Source organism: Rhodococcus sp. NPDC057529 (genome assembly GCF_042802055.1).
Lineage (GTDB): Bacteria > Actinomycetota > Actinomycetes > Mycobacteriales > Mycobacteriaceae > Rhodococcus_F.
In genome coordinates this window covers 394,630-409,460 of sequence record NZ_JBHVEY010000002.1, presented here as the reverse complement: position 1 = coordinate 409,460, position 14,831 = coordinate 394,630, and the positions used below count along the sequence as shown (strand labels likewise).

16 protein-coding genes are annotated in these 14,831 nt (G+C 68.0%); 8 read left to right on the top strand and 8 right to left on the bottom strand.

Annotated features, from left to right (window positions below):
- The first annotated feature begins 31 nt into the window (after positions 1 to 31).
- Positions 32 to 1,252: a globin domain-containing protein gene (locus tag ACFU5V_RS04925; RefSeq protein ID WP_378697314.1), complete on the top strand. Its 1,221-nt coding sequence runs from the start codon at positions 32 to 34 to the stop codon at positions 1,250 to 1,252.
- Between the two features lie 60 nt (positions 1,253 to 1,312).
- Positions 1,313 to 2,065 carry an FAD-binding oxidoreductase gene (locus ACFU5V_RS04920; RefSeq protein ID WP_087561387.1) on the top strand — a complete coding sequence of 251 codons (753 nt, stop codon included), beginning with the start codon at positions 1,313 to 1,315 and terminating at the stop codon, positions 2,063 to 2,065.
- Positions 2,066 to 2,075: 10 nt separating this feature from the next.
- On the opposite strand, the gene ACFU5V_RS04915 is transcribed toward ACFU5V_RS04920, so the two are convergent.
- Together ACFU5V_RS04915 and ACFU5V_RS04910 are read right to left on the bottom strand one after the other, a co-directional pair.
- Positions 2,076 to 3,242 (bottom strand): FAD-binding oxidoreductase, encoded by a 1,167-nt coding sequence (locus ACFU5V_RS04915; RefSeq protein ID WP_378430129.1) that lies wholly within the window; start codon positions 3,240 to 3,242, stop codon positions 2,076 to 2,078.
- 111 nt (positions 3,243 to 3,353) lie between these two features.
- Positions 3,354 to 4,931, bottom strand: a complete 1,578-nt coding sequence (locus tag ACFU5V_RS04910; RefSeq protein WP_378697312.1) for an AMP-binding protein — start codon at positions 4,929 to 4,931, stop codon at positions 3,354 to 3,356.
- Positions 4,932 to 5,104: 173 nt separating this feature from the next.
- Between ACFU5V_RS04910 and ACFU5V_RS04905 the strand changes: the two genes are divergently transcribed.
- The 4 genes from ACFU5V_RS04905 to ACFU5V_RS04890 are packed head-to-tail and all read left to right on the top strand — an operon-like array spanning position 5,105 to position 7,832.
- Positions 5,105 to 5,599, top strand: a complete 495-nt coding sequence (locus tag ACFU5V_RS04905) for a CinA family protein (protein WP_378430131.1) — start codon at positions 5,105 to 5,107, stop codon at positions 5,597 to 5,599.
- 58 nt (positions 5,600 to 5,657) lie between these two features.
- The gene (locus ACFU5V_RS04900; RefSeq protein WP_378430132.1) at positions 5,658 to 6,065 is read left to right on the top strand and encodes a ChaB family protein; all 408 of its coding nucleotides are present in this window, start codon (positions 5,658 to 5,660) and stop codon (positions 6,063 to 6,065) included.
- The gene (locus ACFU5V_RS04895; protein WP_378430133.1) at positions 6,062 to 7,243 is read left to right on the top strand and encodes a zinc-dependent alcohol dehydrogenase; all 1,182 of its coding nucleotides are present in this window, start codon (positions 6,062 to 6,064) and stop codon (positions 7,241 to 7,243) included. Before ACFU5V_RS04900 ends, ACFU5V_RS04895 begins: the two co-directional genes overlap by 4 nt.
- 25 nt (positions 7,244 to 7,268) lie before the next feature.
- Positions 7,269 to 7,832, top strand: a complete 564-nt coding sequence (locus ACFU5V_RS04890; protein ID WP_378697310.1) for a type 1 glutamine amidotransferase domain-containing protein — start codon at positions 7,269 to 7,271, stop codon at positions 7,830 to 7,832.
- A gap of 15 nt (positions 7,833 to 7,847) precedes the next feature.
- Here the strand turns inward: ACFU5V_RS04890 and ACFU5V_RS04885 are convergent, their stop codons facing one another.
- Both ACFU5V_RS04885 and ACFU5V_RS04880 read right to left on the bottom strand, forming a co-directional pair.
- Positions 7,848 to 9,035: a sensor histidine kinase gene (locus ACFU5V_RS04885; RefSeq protein ID WP_378697308.1), complete on the bottom strand. Its 1,188-nt coding sequence runs from the start codon at positions 9,033 to 9,035 to the stop codon at positions 7,848 to 7,850.
- A gap of 1 nt (position 9,036) precedes the next feature.
- Positions 9,037 to 9,672: a response regulator gene (locus ACFU5V_RS04880; protein ID WP_378430166.1), complete on the bottom strand. Its 636-nt coding sequence runs from the start codon at positions 9,670 to 9,672 to the stop codon at positions 9,037 to 9,039.
- Between the two features lie 263 nt (positions 9,673 to 9,935).
- Here ACFU5V_RS04880 and ACFU5V_RS04875 point away from each other — a divergent pair, with 263 nt between their 5' ends.
- Both ACFU5V_RS04875 and ACFU5V_RS04870 read left to right on the top strand, forming a co-directional pair.
- Entirely contained in the window at positions 9,936 to 10,412 is a 477-nt protein-coding gene (locus tag ACFU5V_RS04875; RefSeq protein WP_206006068.1) for a hypothetical protein, read from the top strand.
- Positions 10,413 to 10,459: 47 nt separating this feature from the next.
- Positions 10,460 to 10,606: a hypothetical protein gene (locus tag ACFU5V_RS04870; protein WP_378697306.1), complete on the top strand. Its 147-nt coding sequence runs from the start codon at positions 10,460 to 10,462 to the stop codon at positions 10,604 to 10,606.
- A gap of 90 nt (positions 10,607 to 10,696) precedes the next feature.
- Here the strand turns inward: ACFU5V_RS04870 and ACFU5V_RS04865 are convergent, their stop codons facing one another.
- The 4 genes from ACFU5V_RS04865 to dnaK are packed head-to-tail and all read right to left on the bottom strand — an operon-like array spanning position 10,697 to position 14,802.
- Positions 10,697 to 11,104 (bottom strand): heat shock protein transcriptional repressor HspR, encoded by a 408-nt coding sequence (locus tag ACFU5V_RS04865; protein WP_378430137.1) that lies wholly within the window; start codon positions 11,102 to 11,104, stop codon positions 10,697 to 10,699.
- Positions 11,104 to 12,288, bottom strand: coding sequence for a molecular chaperone DnaJ (gene dnaJ / locus ACFU5V_RS04860; RefSeq protein WP_378430138.1), 1,185 nt, complete (start codon positions 12,286 to 12,288; stop codon positions 11,104 to 11,106). The genes ACFU5V_RS04865 and dnaJ overlap by 1 nt, the downstream gene beginning before the upstream one ends.
- 22 nt (positions 12,289 to 12,310) lie before the next feature.
- The gene (grpE, locus tag ACFU5V_RS04855) at positions 12,311 to 12,961 is read right to left on the bottom strand and encodes a nucleotide exchange factor GrpE (protein ID WP_378430139.1); all 651 of its coding nucleotides are present in this window, start codon (positions 12,959 to 12,961) and stop codon (positions 12,311 to 12,313) included.
- The gene (gene dnaK, locus ACFU5V_RS04850; protein WP_072937401.1) at positions 12,958 to 14,802 is read right to left on the bottom strand and encodes a molecular chaperone DnaK; all 1,845 of its coding nucleotides are present in this window, start codon (positions 14,800 to 14,802) and stop codon (positions 12,958 to 12,960) included. The genes grpE and dnaK overlap by 4 nt, the downstream gene beginning before the upstream one ends.
- Between the last annotated feature and the right edge of the window lie 29 nt (positions 14,803 to 14,831).

Here is a 14,831-nt window from a genome sequence, read left to right as displayed (position 1 = left end):
CCCCCGGGGTCCGGCGCCGAGGACGGCTAGAATGCTGGTGTTCGAATCAGCAGGCACGGAGGCAGGGGACGGCTTGACACGAGATTGCCTCGACCCACTCGTGATTTCGCGTCTGCGCGCCAGCTTTTCGTCGATCGTGTCCACCGACCACGGCCACACCCGGCTCACCACCACGTTCTACGCCACCCTGTTCGCGGAGCACCCCGAATTCCGCGCGCTCTTCCCGGCTGCGCTGGATCAGCAGGGCCATCGCCTGTTCCAGGCGCTGCAGTTCGTCATCGACAACCTCGAGGACGTGGACCGGGTCCTCGGTTTCCTGAGCCAGCTCGGGCGTGATCACCGCAAGTACGGTGTCGAGGGCAGGCACTACTTCGCGTCGGGCCATGCGCTGCTGGTCGCCGTGCAGAGCTCCTTCACCCAGGCCATCTGGACGCCGTCGCTGACCGCGGCGTGGACGGAACTGCTCGACCTTCTCCTGAACACGATGGCCGACGCCGCGGACAACGACGACCTGCCCGCCGCCTGGGGCGCCACCGTCGTCGATCACGAACGCCGCCTCGACGACCTCGCGATCGTTCGCCTCGAGACCGACTCCCCCATCCCGTACGGCGCGGGCCAGTATCTCAGCGTCCAGATCCCGCAGCGGCCGCGGATGTGGCGGTACCTGTCGGCGGCCATCCCGGCCAACCCGTACGGACAGCTCGAATTCCATGTGCGCCGCGTGTCGGGCGGGTGGGTCAGTCCGGCGATCGTGAACGAGACGCAGGTCGGCGACCGCTGGTTGCTCAGCTCGCCGCTCGGCGGGCTGGAGGTGGACCGCGAGAGCGGGCAGGACGTCCTGATGATCGGTTCGGGGACGGGCATCGCACCGCTGCGCGCCCAGGTGATGGAAATGGCGATGCGGTCGAACAACCCGCGCGTCCACATGTTCGTGGGCGGCAAGTACCCGTGCGACCTGTACGACATCGAGACCCTGTGGCACCTGTCGCTGAGCAATCCGTGGCTGACCGTGGTTCCCGTCTCCGAGGAGGACGAGGACCCGTGGTGGCACACGATTCCCGCACCCGAGGCGCCGCCGGGGTTGCATCAGCGACTCCAGGGCCAGCTGGGCCGGGTGGTCGCGCGGTTCGGGTCGTGGGCGGACCGGCAGATCCAGATCTCCGGGTCGCCGGCGATGATCAAGACCACCGTGTATGCCCTGCAGGGCGGGGGCACCCCGCCCGAGCTGATCCGCCACGATCCCCTGATCTAGTCGCGCAGCCAGCCCCTGCCCATCCGCCATCCGGTTCGACCGTCGGGAGAGCATCACGCCATGCAAGCCACGCAGACCACCTGGACCAGCACCGTCGTCGAACACCACCGATTGCGGCACGATCTCGCCGTCGTCCGCCTCGTCGGTGACTACGTCCCGTTCGAGCCGGGACAGTACGTGGACGTCAGCGTGCCCCAGAACCCGCGGCTGCTGCGCAGGCTCTCCCCCGCCCTTCCGCCGTCGCTGGACGGCAAACTCGAATTCCACGTCCGGACGGTGCCGGGCGGCTGGGTCAGCGGCGACATCGTCACGGGGACGTCGCCGGGCGACCAGTGGCAGATCCTCGAGCCGCGCGGCACGATGTCCGTCGACGAGGACGGACCGGACGTCATCATGATCGCCGGCGGCACCGGCCTCGCCCCGTTCCGGTCGATCCTGCTGGACCTGTCCCGCAGGCCGAATCCGCCGCGGGTGTTCCTGTTCACGGGCGATCGGACGCCGCGCGATCTCTACGCGTCCGACATGCTGTACCTGCTGCTGCAGAATCTGCCGTGGCTCACGGTCATTCCGGTGGTGGAGAACGTCGCCAATCCGGACTGGACGGACGAGTGGTACGAGCGCACCAGAGTGGACGTGGGGTTCACCGAGGACGACCTCATCGAGGGCTCGCTGCCCGACGTCGTCACGTCCTACGGTGCGTTCACCGAGCACCAGGTGCTGGTGTGCGGTTCGGCGGCGATGGTCCGCGCCACCCTCGACCGTCTCCGTGACACCGGGACCCCCACCGAGAACATTCAGTTCGACCCGTACTGAGCGGCCCGGATCAGTAGGACGGGTCGTGCCGGATGTTCTCCGGCGGCGTTCCCGCCGCGTGCAGCCGGAACTTGGTGGTGTTGATCATGGCTTCGGAGCCGACGAGCTGGATGTCGCGCTCGGCCCACGTCCCGAAGTCGGCGACGACCTGCCCGACCTTGCCGGTCAGCCGGCGGTGCATGCCGGGCATCCCGGCACTGCTGGGGCCCGTGTACCACCACGGGTCCTCGTCGTCCTCGGTGACCGGGACGACGGTCAGCCACGGATTCTGCTCCGCGAGCGCCCACAGGGTGCCCAGGTCGTAGAGGTCGCAGGGGTACCGGCCGGCAAAGAAGAGGTGGACGCGCCGGTCCTGGCCGCGCTGCGACATCTGGAGGATCTGCGCGCGCAGCGGGGCGATGCCGGTCCCCGATCCGATCATCAGGATGTCGCGACCGTTGTCGTAGCGGATTCCGAGGTCGCCGAGGGGGGACCCGACCACCCACCGCTCGCCCACGAGTGTCTGGGCGACGATGGCGGGGCTCACCCAGCCGCCCGACACCCGGCGGACGTGGAATTCGATGATGCCCTGATCGTTGGCGGGGTTCGCCGGCGACAGGTACCGCCACATCCGGGGCCGCGACGGCACCTGCACACTCACGAACTGGCCTGCGGTGTACGTCATCGGCTCGTCGAGTTGCAGCCGGATGATCGAGACGTCCTTGCGGACCTGCAGGTGCTCGATCACGGTCGCGCCCCACGCCGGCGGGCCGCTCTCGGCGTTGGCCGCGTCCATCATGGTGGCGGCGACGACCGCGAGGACGTCGCGCCACGCCTGCTCGAGTTCGTCGGTCCACGGCTCGGTCGAGGGGAATTGCTCGACGGCGGCGATCAGGGAGTTGCCGACGGCGACGTAGTGCGCGTCCTCGATGCCGTACTTGCGGTGGTCGCGGCCGAGCTGGGCGAGGTAGGCGAGGATCTGCCCGGAGTCCTCCTCGAGCCGCTCGATCACGTACTGGACGGCGGCGATCAGCCGATCGCGTTGCTCGTCCATGGCGGCGGGGAAGAAGTCGCGGGCTTCGGGATACCGGGCGAACAGCAGGGCATAGAAGGACCGCGACAGAGTCTGGGGCCCGTCCGGCACTGCCGCGATAGCCTTGAAACTCGACCGGACCAGCGATATTGCCTGTGAATCCACCGCGCATCCTCGTCACCGACTGAACGCGGCGCCGCCGCGAAGTACTTGGGCAGACTATAGGCGCGGCCGCCACGCCGCAGACCAGGTCCCTTGTTTCTCGGCCCGGTCGTGCTATCCGACCGCTCGGTCTGCACTTTCCCAGTACCGGGAGCGCAGCGCCTTCTTGTCCAGTTTGCCCAGCGGGGTCAGGGGCAGGGTGTCGACGAAATCGATCGACTTGGGGGCGTGCACCGATCCCTTCGCGGCCCGCACCCGTTCGACGAGTTCGGCGGCCTCCACCGTCCGTCCCGTCCGCAGCACCACGCACGCCTTGACGGCCTCGCCCCACTTCTCGTCCGGGACGCCGACCACCGCGACCGAACCGACGGCGGGGTGCGCCGAGATGACGTCCTCGATCTCGCGGGGGAACACGTTGAATCCGCCGGTGACGATCATGTCCTTCTTGCGGTCGACGATCGTCATGAAACCGTCCTTGTCCTTGCGCGCGACGTCGCCCGTGTGCAGCCACCCGCCGCGAAACGCCTCGGCCGTCTCGTCGGGTTTGTTCCAGTACCCCTTCATGACGAGGGGGCCGCGGACGCAGATCTCGCCGAGTTCACCCTGCGGGACCTCGTTCAGGTCGTCGTCGAGCAGCGCCACGTTCAGCCAGGGCACGGGACGTCCGCACGTCGCGAGCCGACTGGGGTCGTCCGGCAGGTGCTCCTCCTTCCGCAGCACGGCGATGGTCATTCCGCATTCGGTCTGCCCGTAGAACTGGAAGAAGATCCGGCCGAACTTCTCGATGCCCTCCTTCAGCCGGGCAGGCGACATCGCCGACGCGCCATAGAACAGCGTCTGCAGGCTGGACACGTCCCGCTTCGGCAGGTCGGGATGGTCCATCAGCAGGTAGATCATGGTGGGGACGAGCATCGTCGCGGAGATCTTGTGCTTCTCGATCGCCTCGAGGACGGCGCCGGGTTCGAACGCGGGCAGCACGATCAGCGCGCCGCCGCGCAGCAAGGTGGGAATGAAGAAGGCCGCGCCCGCGTGCGACAGCGGCGTGCAGATGAGGAAGCGCGGTTCGTCGGGCCACTGCCATTCGGCCATCTGGATCTGATTCAACGTCGCGCCGGACTGGTAGGAGCCGACGACGCCCTTCGGCTTGCCCGTCGTGCCGCCGGTGTAGACCATGCTGCTGTTGTCGTCGGCGGCCACGTCCGCCGCCCGCAGGCGTTGCGGGGTGAACGTCTCGGCGAGCGCCAGGATGTCGGTGCCCACCTCCGACGGCCCCAACGACAACACGTTCTCGATCGACGGCGACTGCGCCACCAGTTCGGCGGCACGCCCCTCGAAGGCGGTGGGATCGAAGATCAGGGTCTGAATCGCGGCGTCGCCGACGATGTAGAGGTGGTCGTCGAGCGAGCCCATCGGGTTCAGCGCGCTGGCGCGGCATCCGGAGATCATGGTGGCGCCCATGCTGATGAGCACCTCGGGCCGGTTCTTGGACAGCATGGCGGTGCTCGTCCCCTTGCCGATCCCGAGCGAAGCCAGTGCCTGCGCAAAGCAACTGATCTGATCGCGCATCTCACCGCCGGTGAGAACGACGTCGCCGAGATAGAGCGCCGGCTTGTCGGAATTGCGGTCCAGTGCAGTGATGAGGAGGTCTGCAGCGAAGGCGGGTCGATGCAGATCTGCGAACTCGTCGGTCATCTGTGATCCTTCTACTCCCGCGAGGCCGGGGTGCGTCGTCCGACGGCCTGGATTTTCTGTGTCCTGGGTCACCGACACCCTAACCGGAAACCCACAAAACTGAAACCTGTTCCACTCCCGTTGGGGTGTCGGCCGCCCCACCCGGCCGGGTCACGTCCGATAACGTGAGATCCATGACTCCGCAGGATCGGGTTGCCGAACGAATCTCGACAGCGGCCCGGAGTGCGCACGTCTTCCTCGCGACAGCGGAATCCCTCACCGGCGGACAGATCTCGTGCCTTCTCGGCGCCGCACCCGCGTCCTCCGACTGGTACCGGGGCAGCGTGGTCGCCTATTCCAGCGAGGTGAAACACCGGGTGCTGAAGGTGCCGGACGGTCCCGTCGTCAGCGAAGCCAGTGCCCGCGCGATGGCGGGGGCGGTCGCGGAACTGCTCGGCGCCGACGTCGCCGTCGCGGTGACCGGCGCGGGCGGCCCCGACCCCCAGGACGGGCAACCGCCGGGCACCGTCTGGTTCGGACTCTTCGCCCACGGCCGCATCGACACCGAGATGCGGCACTTCGACGGTGAACCGCAGGACGTCGTGACCGCCACGACCGAACACGCACTGGGCCTGCTCGAGCAGGCGCTGGCCCCGGTGCCCGGCGGCGTGCCCCCGCCCGTCGCGTAAATCTCCGGGAGTCGGGTAATCGTCCGCGAGGGCACCGCCACACCCGAGGAGGATTCCCGTGCCGAAGACCACCGAGAGCGGCAAGCCGAAGAAGAGCGAACTCCCGGAAACCCTGAAGAAGTCGTCCGAGAAGGCGCAGCGCACGTTCGCCAAGGTGTACGACTCCGCGATGGACCAGTACGGGGACGAGGAACGAGCGCATCGCGTCGCGTTCGATGCCCTCAAACACAGCTACGAGAAGGTCGGCGACCACTGGGAGGCCAAGGCCGAGAAGGGCCCCTCCGACGAACGTGCGGAGAGCGGCGGCCCGAACCCGTCCGGCGAGACCGCCGAGGGCGTCGACGCCAACGCGAGCAAGGAGCACCTGATGCACCTCGCGCAGAGACTCGACATCCACGGCCGGTCGACCATGACCAAGGACGAACTCGTCGAAGCCCTCGTGAAGGCGAACCGGAGAGCACGATGAGAGCGGTCACCTGGCAGGGCAGACGGAAGGTCAGCGTCGACACCGTGCCCGACCCGGTGATCGAACAGAAGACGGACGCGATCGTCGAGATCACCACCACCAACATCTGCGGTTCCGACCTGCACCTGTACGAGGTGCTCGGCGCGTTCATGAGCGAGGGCGACATCCTCGGGCACGAGCCGATGGGCATCGTCCGCGAGGTGGGGTCCGAGGTGACGGACGTGAAGATCGGTGACCGGGTGGTCATTCCGTTCCAGATATCCTGCGGCCGTTGCCATATGTGCGACCGGAAACTGTTCACCCAATGCGAGGTCACGCAGATCCGGGACGAGGGCATGGGTGCGGCACTGTTCGGGTACTCGAAGCTGTACGGGAGCGTCCCCGGCGGTCAGGCCCAGTATCTCCGGGTGCCGCACGTGAAGAACACCCACATCAAGGTCCCCGAGGGCCCGCCGGATTCGCGGTTCGTGTACCTGTCCGACGTGCTGCCGACGGCATGGCAGGCCGTCGAATACGCGAACGTGCCCGAGGGCGGCTCCGTCGTCGTTCTCGGACTGGGGCCGATCGGTGACATGGCGGCACGCATCGCCGCACACAAGGGTTTTCGCGTCATCGGCGTGGACCTCGTACCCGAGCGTCTCGCCCGAGCGAAGGCGCGGCAGATCGAGACGGTCGACCTGAACGACGCCGGGAGCGAACTCGGCGGCGTGATCCGCGACATGACCCACGGCCGCGGTCCCGATTCCGTCATCGACGCCGTCGGCATGGAGGCGCACGGCTCCCCCACCGCGAAGCTCCTGCAACAGGTCACCTCGTTCCTTCCCGACGCCGTCGCGGGCAGGCTGATGTCGACGGCGGGAATCGACCGCCTGCACGCCCTGTACTCGGCGATCGACATCGTGCGGCGCGGCGGCACCATCTCGCTCAGCGGGGTATACGGCGGGATGGCCGACCCGATCCCGATGCTCACGTTGTTCGACAAGCAGATTCAGCTGCACATGGGTCAGGCCAACGTCAAGCGGTGGGCACCCGACATCCTGCCGCTGCTCACCGACGCCGACCCCCTGGGCGTCGACACGTTCGCCACTCACGAACTGCCCCTGGACCACGCACCGCACGCGTACGAGATCTTCCAGAAGAAGCAGGACGGCGCGGTGAAGATCCTCCTGAAGCCGTAACACCTTCTCGTCGAAAGGAATTGCCATGACATCGGCAGACACACTGCGCGGCCGGAAGGTCGCGATCCTCGCCACCGACGGCGTCGAAGAAGTCGAGCTCGTCGAACCCCGCACCGCCGTGGAGAAGGCCGGCGCGCAGGTCCAGCTGCTCTCGCTGGCCCCCGGCAAGATCCAGGCGATGACCTCGGACGTGAACGAGGCAGGCACCTATGCCGTCGACGCCGTCGTCGGCGACGTGTCCGCCGCCGCCTTCGACGCACTGATCCTGCCGGGCGGCACCACGAACCCCGACCACCTGCGGATGGACGCGTCGGCCGTCGGATTCGTCCGCGACTTCGTCACTTCGGGCAAACCAGTGGGCGTGATCTGCCACGGACCGTGGACGCTCGTCGAAGCCGATGTCGTCCGCGGCCGCACCCTCACGTCGTATCCGAGCGTGCGCACGGACATCCGCAACGCCGGCGGAACCGTCGTCGACGAGGAAGTGGTGGTCGACAACGGATTGGTCTCCAGCCGCAACCCGGACGACCTCCCCGCGTTCTGCGCGAAGATCGTCGAGGAATTCGCCGAGGGCCGCCACCCGCGGTGATCCATCCGCTGGTCGTCATCCGGCATCGGGGACCGTCACCACCACCCGGGTGCCCGATCCGGGCGAGGACGTGACGTCGAAGGTGCCGCCGAGGCTCTCGACCCGCACGATGTGCGACGCCAGTCCGATGTGCCCCTGCGCCACCCGTTCCGGGACGACGGCGGGATCGAATCCGGTGCCGTCGTCGGCGACCGTCAACGTGGTACGCCCGCCGGCGCGGGTGAGCGCGAGTTCGACCTTCGTGGCACGCGCATGCTTGGTGACGTTGGTGAGCAGTTCCCGCGCCACCCGGTAGAGCAGCTCCTGGCAGTCGGGGTGACCGACGTCGTCGAGGCTCACCGACATCTCGATCTCACCGCGCCGGGAGAACAGGTCCGCGAGTTCCCGCAGCGCCGCGGTCAGGCCCAGCTGCGCGAGTACCTGCGGATGCAGGGTGGTGACGGTGGAGCGCAGTTGCGCCGCGGTCTCGCGGAGGGCGGCCTCGGCGGCGTCGAGCTGCGCGTCCGGGTTCCGCTCCAGTGCCTCTTCCACATCGAGCCGGGCCGCGAGGACATTCTGCAGGGGCCCGTCGTGGAGGTGCTCGGCGAGTTGCCGTCGCTCGCGTTCCTCGGCGCCCATCGACTCCGCGATCAGCTGCCTGCGTACATCCATCAGTGAGATGACGGTCGCGGAACGGCGCACCAGCACGTACGACAATGCCGTCGTCGCGGCCGCGAGCCACAACAGGAAACCGAAGTAGAGGTACACCTCGTCGGGGAACCCCACGAGGTCGTCGCGTTTCGAGTAGACGACCCACACCACCTGGTACCCGACTGCCGTGCAGACCCCGACGATCGCCGTCAGCCGCGGCCGGTACTGGAACGCCACCGAGATCGGCAGCAGGAAGAACACCGGCAACAGCACCGACGTCGCGCCGCCCGACGCGATGCACAACGCCACCACCGCCGAGACGTCCGCGGCGGTGGACACCCAGCCTGCCCACGGCCCGACGTCCCGGACGAGGACGAAGATCAGCCAGCCGGCCGCGAGCAGCGCATATGCGATCAGCAGCCCGGCGAACACGTCGGGCTGCCAGTGCGTCACGCTGATCACCGGCCCGAGCAACGCCATCAGCCCGATCAGGGGGAGCCGGAGAATGGCGGTCACCCGGACCGCCTCGGTGGTGTAGCGGCGAACTACGCGACTCTGCGACGTCTCGCGCACGTCACTCCAGCAAACCGCGTCGCATCGCCTCGGCGACGGCGGCCGCGCGGTCGCTCACCCCGAGTTTCTCGTACAGCCGCTGGACGTGGGTCTTGACCGTCGACGGTGCCAGGTACAGTTCGCCGGCGATCGTGGGAATGCTCTGGCCGCGCGCGATGAGCGCCAGCACCTCCTTCTCCCGGCCGCTCAGCACCGGCCCCACCGGTTCGCTGCGGCGGCGCACCTCGCCGGCCAGCCCGACGGCGAGGGAGGCGGGCAGGACGTCGCGGCCCTGCGCGCAGTCCAGGACCGCTTTCACGATCTCCGCCCGCGTCGACTCCTTCGGCAGGAATCCCGCCGCCCCCTCCTGCAATGCGTGGTAGACGATCGCGGACTCGTCGTGCGCCGACAGCAGCAGCACCCGGGTGGCGAGTTCGGCACGACGCACGGCCGCCGCCACCTGCGAACCGTCGAGTTCGGGCATCCGATAGTCGAGCAGTGCGACGTCGGGGGCGAGTTCGCGGATCAGGGCGAGCGCCGCCGCACCGTCGTCCGCCTCACCGACCACGTCGATGTCGCCGCTCGCGAGGAGGGCACGGACGACACCGTCCCGGAAGATCGGGTGGTCGTCTCCCACCACTACCCGCACGCCGGTCACGGCGCGGTCCGGTCCGGGTCGACTCCGGCGAAGTCCATTGCTCACTTTCTCACGAGACCGGGCCCGCGCGGAGCACTTCGCGGCGCCGGTGTCCCCTGATCGGAGGACACCGGATTCATCCCGCCCTCGGTCCCGTCGGTGGACAGACTGCGGCGCGCATACGCGACATAGTTGATGCACACCGGAAAACGGGGAGATCGGAAACCGAAACCCCCACGGCCCCAGACATTCCCCCCAAGAGCCACAACTCAGGAGAAGCCATCATGCGCACCAACGCCCGCCGCCGCATCGCCCTCTTCATCGCACTGCCCGCCACCGCGCTGGCCGTCACCGGATTCGCCGTCGCGGCCGCCGGGGTCGCCACCGCAGGCACGATGCCGACGTCGGGACCGACGATCGCGATGACGATCAGCAACGACACCGACCTGCCGATGGTCCTCGCCGGATCGTCGAACCCGTACGGGCAGTGGATGCAGGCGCCGTCGGACTACCTCGCCCCGCACAGCAGCCAGATCGTGAAGGCATACTCCAACGACCCGAACGGCGTCGAGGTGGACGCCACCTACGCGCTGCCCGGTGGCGCCCAGGCCGTGTTCCGCGCCGACAACTACAACAACATGACCGACGTGGACGGGACCCGCATCGACGGCAACTTCGGCCACGGCTACGGCATCAGCAGCTGGATCGATTCGGGCTACCCGAACATGAACGCCGGCTACCACCTGTACGGACAGCCCTGATCGACGACCACACCCAACCACCGAACACTCGCCGAAGGACCGAGACCATGATCATGCACGTCACCGAAACCCCCACCCCCACCGTCTCCAAGGCACTGTGGAGCACCGAGGAGATCAAGGCACGACTCGAGCAGATGGACATTCCACGCTCACACACCCGCCGCGGCCCCCGCTGGGGCAGCCGCGACCGATAAGCCGGGGGGCTGGGGATGCGGTGTCGCACTGATCCACTCCGACTTAGATCAGTGCGACACCGATTCCGGTTCACACGGCGGAACGCCCGGTCAGCGCTGGTGCCGCGGCTTCCACACGACGAGCGCGTTGCTCCGCGGGATCGGCACCAGGTCGCGCCGGTAACCGGCGTGGACCTTCGAGATCTCCTCCGCCAGCTCACGAACCCGGTGCTGCAGAGCCTCCACCTGGTTGGTGAGTTCGATGATCCGCTTGATCCCGGCGAGATTGACACCCTCGTCCTGGGAGAGTCGCTGCACCTCGCGGAGCAACGCCACATCCCGCGGCGAGTAGCGTCGCCCACCCCCGGACGTGCGGTGCGGGGTGACGAGCCCGAGCCGGTCGTAGTTGCGCAACGTCTGGGCGTGCATCCCCGCGAGTTCCGCGGCCACCGAGATCACGAAGATCTGGGCATCCGGATCAACGGCGGTTTCGCGTGGATCCTCGGTCGTGTCGCTCATCAGGCACCAGCCCACCCGGCCCTCGGATCGAATCCGCTGGCCTTCTCTGCTTCCAGATAGGTCTTCAGTGCTTCGGTGGCCGGGTCGTCGAGCTTCTGCGGAACGGCGACCTTGACCGTGACCAGCAGGTCACCGGCGCCACCGGCACGCTTGGGGACGCCCCGGCCGCGCACGCGCAGGATCCGGCCGTCCGCCGTGCCCGCCGGAATCTTCACACCGACCCGGCCCTCCAGGGTGGGGACGGAGACGGTGGTTCCGAGCACGAGCTCACCGTAACTGACGGGGACGACGAGGGTGAGGTCGTCGCCGTTGCGGCCGAACACCTTGTCGGGACGCACCCGGACCGTCACGAACAGGTCGCCGGACGGCGCGCCGCGCAGGCCCGCCTCGCCCTGGCCTGCCAACCGGATCTTCTGCCCGTCACTGACACCCGCGGGGACGCGGACGGTGATGGTGCGGGTGCGGTTGGTGACGCCGTTGCCGTGGCACACCTCGCACGGCGAGTCGATGATGGATCCCGTGCCGCGGCAGTCGTCGCACGGCTCACTGAACCCGAACGCGCCCTGGTTGCGGCTGACGATCCCGGTCCCGTTGCAGCGCGGGCAGACTCGCGGACTGGTGCCCGGCTTGGCACCGCTGCCGTGACAGGTGGTGCACGGCGACGGGCTGGTCAGCCGCAGCGGGACCGTGACACCCAGCGTGGCCTCGCGGAATTCGAGGGTCGTCTCCGTCTCGACGTCGCTGCCACGGCGGGGACGGTTGGTGGTGCGGGTGCCGCTGCCGGCGCCGGCGCCCCGGTTGAACAGCCCGCCGAAGATGTCGCCGAGGCCGCCGTCACCGGCCGCCGCGCCGCCGCCACCGAACAGGTCGTTGATGTCGAATCCGCCCTGACCGAAACCGCCGGCCCCGGGGTTGAATCCGCCGCCGCCCTGGCCGAAGCCGCCGCTCGCGAACAGCCGACGGGCCTCGTCGTATTCCTTGCGCTTGGCCGGATCGGACAGCACGGCGTGTGCTTCGCTGACGGACTTGAAACGCTCCTCGGCCTTCGTGTCGCCGGGGTTCGCGTCGGGGTGCAGGTCGCGGGCGAGCTTGCGGTACGCCTTCTTGATCTCGTCCGCGGATGCGTTGGACGAGACGCCCAGCTCCTTGTAGAAGTCCTTTTCGATCCACTCCCGCTGGCTCACTGGGCGTCTCCTCCTCTCGCTCTTACTCTTGTTCCGACGCGGCGGGCTTCGCCGCCCCGTCGGGGGTGTTCGCGTCGGCATCACCGGCGCGGTCGATCACAGCTACCATCGCATGCCGCAGGACGCGATCACCGAATTTGTAGCCCTTTCGCATCACCGTGCCGAGAACGGGGTCGTGACCCTCGCCCTCGTGCTGCACCGCCTCGTGCAGCGCCGGATCGAATGCGTCGCCCTCGGCACCGAACTCGCTCAGACCGAGCGAGGTGAGGGTGCCGGTGAGCTTGTCCGCCACACCCTTCAGCGGCCCCGAGTCGAGGTCGCCGTGGCTGCGGGCGCGGTCGAGGTCGTCCAGCACCGCGATGAGCTCACCGACGACGGACGCTTTCGCGTTCGCGATGTCGGCCTGCTTGTCGCGCTGGACGCGGCGACGGTAGTTCGCATACTCCGCCTGCAGTCGCTGCAGGTCGGCGGTGCGCTCCGCCAACTCGTCCGTCTCCGGTGCCGCCGTCTCCGGCAGGGCCCCTTCGTCCACCGAGCCGGGCTGCGGAGCGGCAGCGGTGCCCGAGAGGGGCTCCACTACCGGTTCCGCGTCCCGAGTCTGACCGGTCTCGGGGTCGATCTTCCGCTTGTCCACGAAAGTGACCGGTTCCTGCTCGGTGTTGTCGGACGTCACTTCTTCTCCGCGTCGGACGGCTCGTCCACGACCTCGGCGTCGACGACGTCGTCGGCACCGCTCGCGCCGGAGCCGTCGGTGTTGGCGGCTTCCTCGGCGGCACTGGCCTCGTAGATCGCCTGGCCGAGGGCCTGCGACTCGGTGGCCAGCTTCTCGACCGCAGTCTTGACGGCCGCGATGTCGGTGCCTGCGAGAGCGTCGTTGGCTTCCTTGATGGCAGCCTCGACCTTCTCCTTGACGTCGGCGGGCACCTTGTCCTCGTTGTCCTTGATGAACTTCTCGGTCTGGTGCACCAGCGACTCGGCCTGGTTGCGCACCTCGGCCTCCTCGCGGCGGGCCTTGTCTTCCTCGGCGTGCGCCTCGGCGTCCTTGACCATCCGCTCGATCTCCTCCTTGGACAGACCGGAGCCGTCCTGGATCTTGATCGTGTTCTCCTTGCCCGTGCCCTTGTCCTTCGCGGTCACGTGCACGATGCCGTTGGCGTCGATGTCGAAGGTGACCTCGATCTGCGGCACGCCACGCGGGGCGGGCGGCAGGTCGGCCAGCTCGAACGAGCCGAGCAGCTTGTTGTGCGAGGCGATTTCGCGCTCACCCTGGAACACCTGGATCTGCACCGAGGGCTGGTTGTCGTCAGCCGTGGTGAAGGTCTCGGACCGCTTGGTCGGGATGGTGGTGTTGCGCTCGATGAGCTTGGTCATCACGCCACCCTTGGTCTCGATGCCGAGGGACAGCGGGGTGACGTCGAGGAGCAGCACGTCCTTGACCTCGCCCTTGAGGACGCCGGCCTGCAGGGCGGCGCCGACGGCGACGACCTCGTCCGGGTTGACGCCCTTGTTGGGCTCACGGCCACCGGTCAGCTCGCGCACCAGGTCGGAGACGGCGGGCATACGGGTGGAACCACCGACGAGCACGACGTGGTCGATGTCCTTGACGGCGATGCCGCTGTCCTTGATCACGGCCTGGAACGGCGCGCGGGTGCGGTCCAGGAGATCGGACGTGATCTTCTGGAATTCGCTGCGGGACAACTGCTCGTCGAGGAACAGCGGGTTCTTGTCCGCGTCGACGGTGATGTAGGGCAGGTTGATCGACGTGCTCTGCGACGAGCTCAGTTCGATCTTGGCCTTCTCGGCAGCTTCACGGAGACGCTGGAGGGCCATCTTGTCCTTGGTCAGATCGATGCCGTTCTGAGCCTTGAACTTGTCGACGAGCCACGTGACGATGCGCTCGTCCCAGTCGTCACCACCGAGGTGGTTGTCGCCGGAGGTGGCGCGGACCTCGACGACGCCGTCGCCGATTTCGAGCAGCGAGACGTCGAAGGTGCCGCCACCGAGGTCGAAGACCAGGATGGTCTGTTCCTTGTCGCCCTTGTCGAGGCCGTAGGCCAGTGCGGCCGCGGTGGGCTCGTTGACGATGCGCAGGACGTTGAGGCCGGCGATCTGGCCGGCTTCCTTGGTGGCCTGACGCTGGGCGTCCTCGAAGTACGCGGGGACGGTGATCACGGCGTCCGTGATGTCCTCACCCAGGTAGGCTTCGGCGTCGCGCTTCAGCTTCATGAGCGTGCGCGCGCTGATCTCCTGCGGCGTGTACTTCTTGCCGTCGATCTCCACGTTCCAGTCGGTGCCGATGTGGCGCTTGACGGAGCGGATGGTGCGGTCGACGTTGGTGACGGCCTGGTTCTTGGCGGGCTGGCCGACCAGCACCTCGCCGTTCTTGGCGAAGGCGACGATCGACGGGGTGGTGCGTGAACCTTCGGCGTTGGCGACCACTACGGGCTCGCCGCCTTCCAGTACAGACACGACCGAGTTCGTTGTACCGAGGTCGATACCGACGGCACGAGCCATAGTGTTCCTCACTTTCGTTTTGCAGTCCT

What these genes read in the sequence shown, in the direction of transcription:
- ACFU5V_RS04925 (WP_378697314.1), top strand. Translation starts at nt 32, where the DNA reads ATGCTGGTGTTCGAATCAGCAGGCACGGAGGCAGGGGACGGCTTGACA.
- ACFU5V_RS04920 (WP_087561387.1), top strand. Translation starts at nt 1,313, where the DNA reads ATGCAAGCCACGCAGACCACCTGGACCAGCACCGTCGTCGAACACCAC.
- ACFU5V_RS04910 (WP_378697312.1), bottom strand. Translation starts at nt 4,931, where the DNA reads ATGACCGACGAGTTCGCAGATCTGCATCGACCCGCCTTCGCTGCAGAC.
- ACFU5V_RS04905 (WP_378430131.1), top strand. Translation starts at nt 5,105, where the DNA reads ATGACTCCGCAGGATCGGGTTGCCGAACGAATCTCGACAGCGGCCCGG.
- ACFU5V_RS04895 (WP_378430133.1), top strand. Translation starts at nt 6,062, where the DNA reads ATGAGAGCGGTCACCTGGCAGGGCAGACGGAAGGTCAGCGTCGACACC.
- ACFU5V_RS04890 (WP_378697310.1), top strand. Translation starts at nt 7,269, where the DNA reads ATGACATCGGCAGACACACTGCGCGGCCGGAAGGTCGCGATCCTCGCC.
- ACFU5V_RS04875 (WP_206006068.1), top strand. Translation starts at nt 9,936, where the DNA reads ATGCGCACCAACGCCCGCCGCCGCATCGCCCTCTTCATCGCACTGCCC.
- ACFU5V_RS04870 (WP_378697306.1), top strand. Translation starts at nt 10,460, where the DNA reads ATGATCATGCACGTCACCGAAACCCCCACCCCCACCGTCTCCAAGGCA.
- ACFU5V_RS04865 (WP_378430137.1), bottom strand. Translation starts at nt 11,104, where the DNA reads ATGAGCGACACGACCGAGGATCCACGCGAAACCGCCGTTGATCCGGAT.
- dnaK (WP_072937401.1), bottom strand. Translation starts at nt 14,802, where the DNA reads ATGGCTCGTGCCGTCGGTATCGACCTCGGTACAACGAACTCGGTCGTG.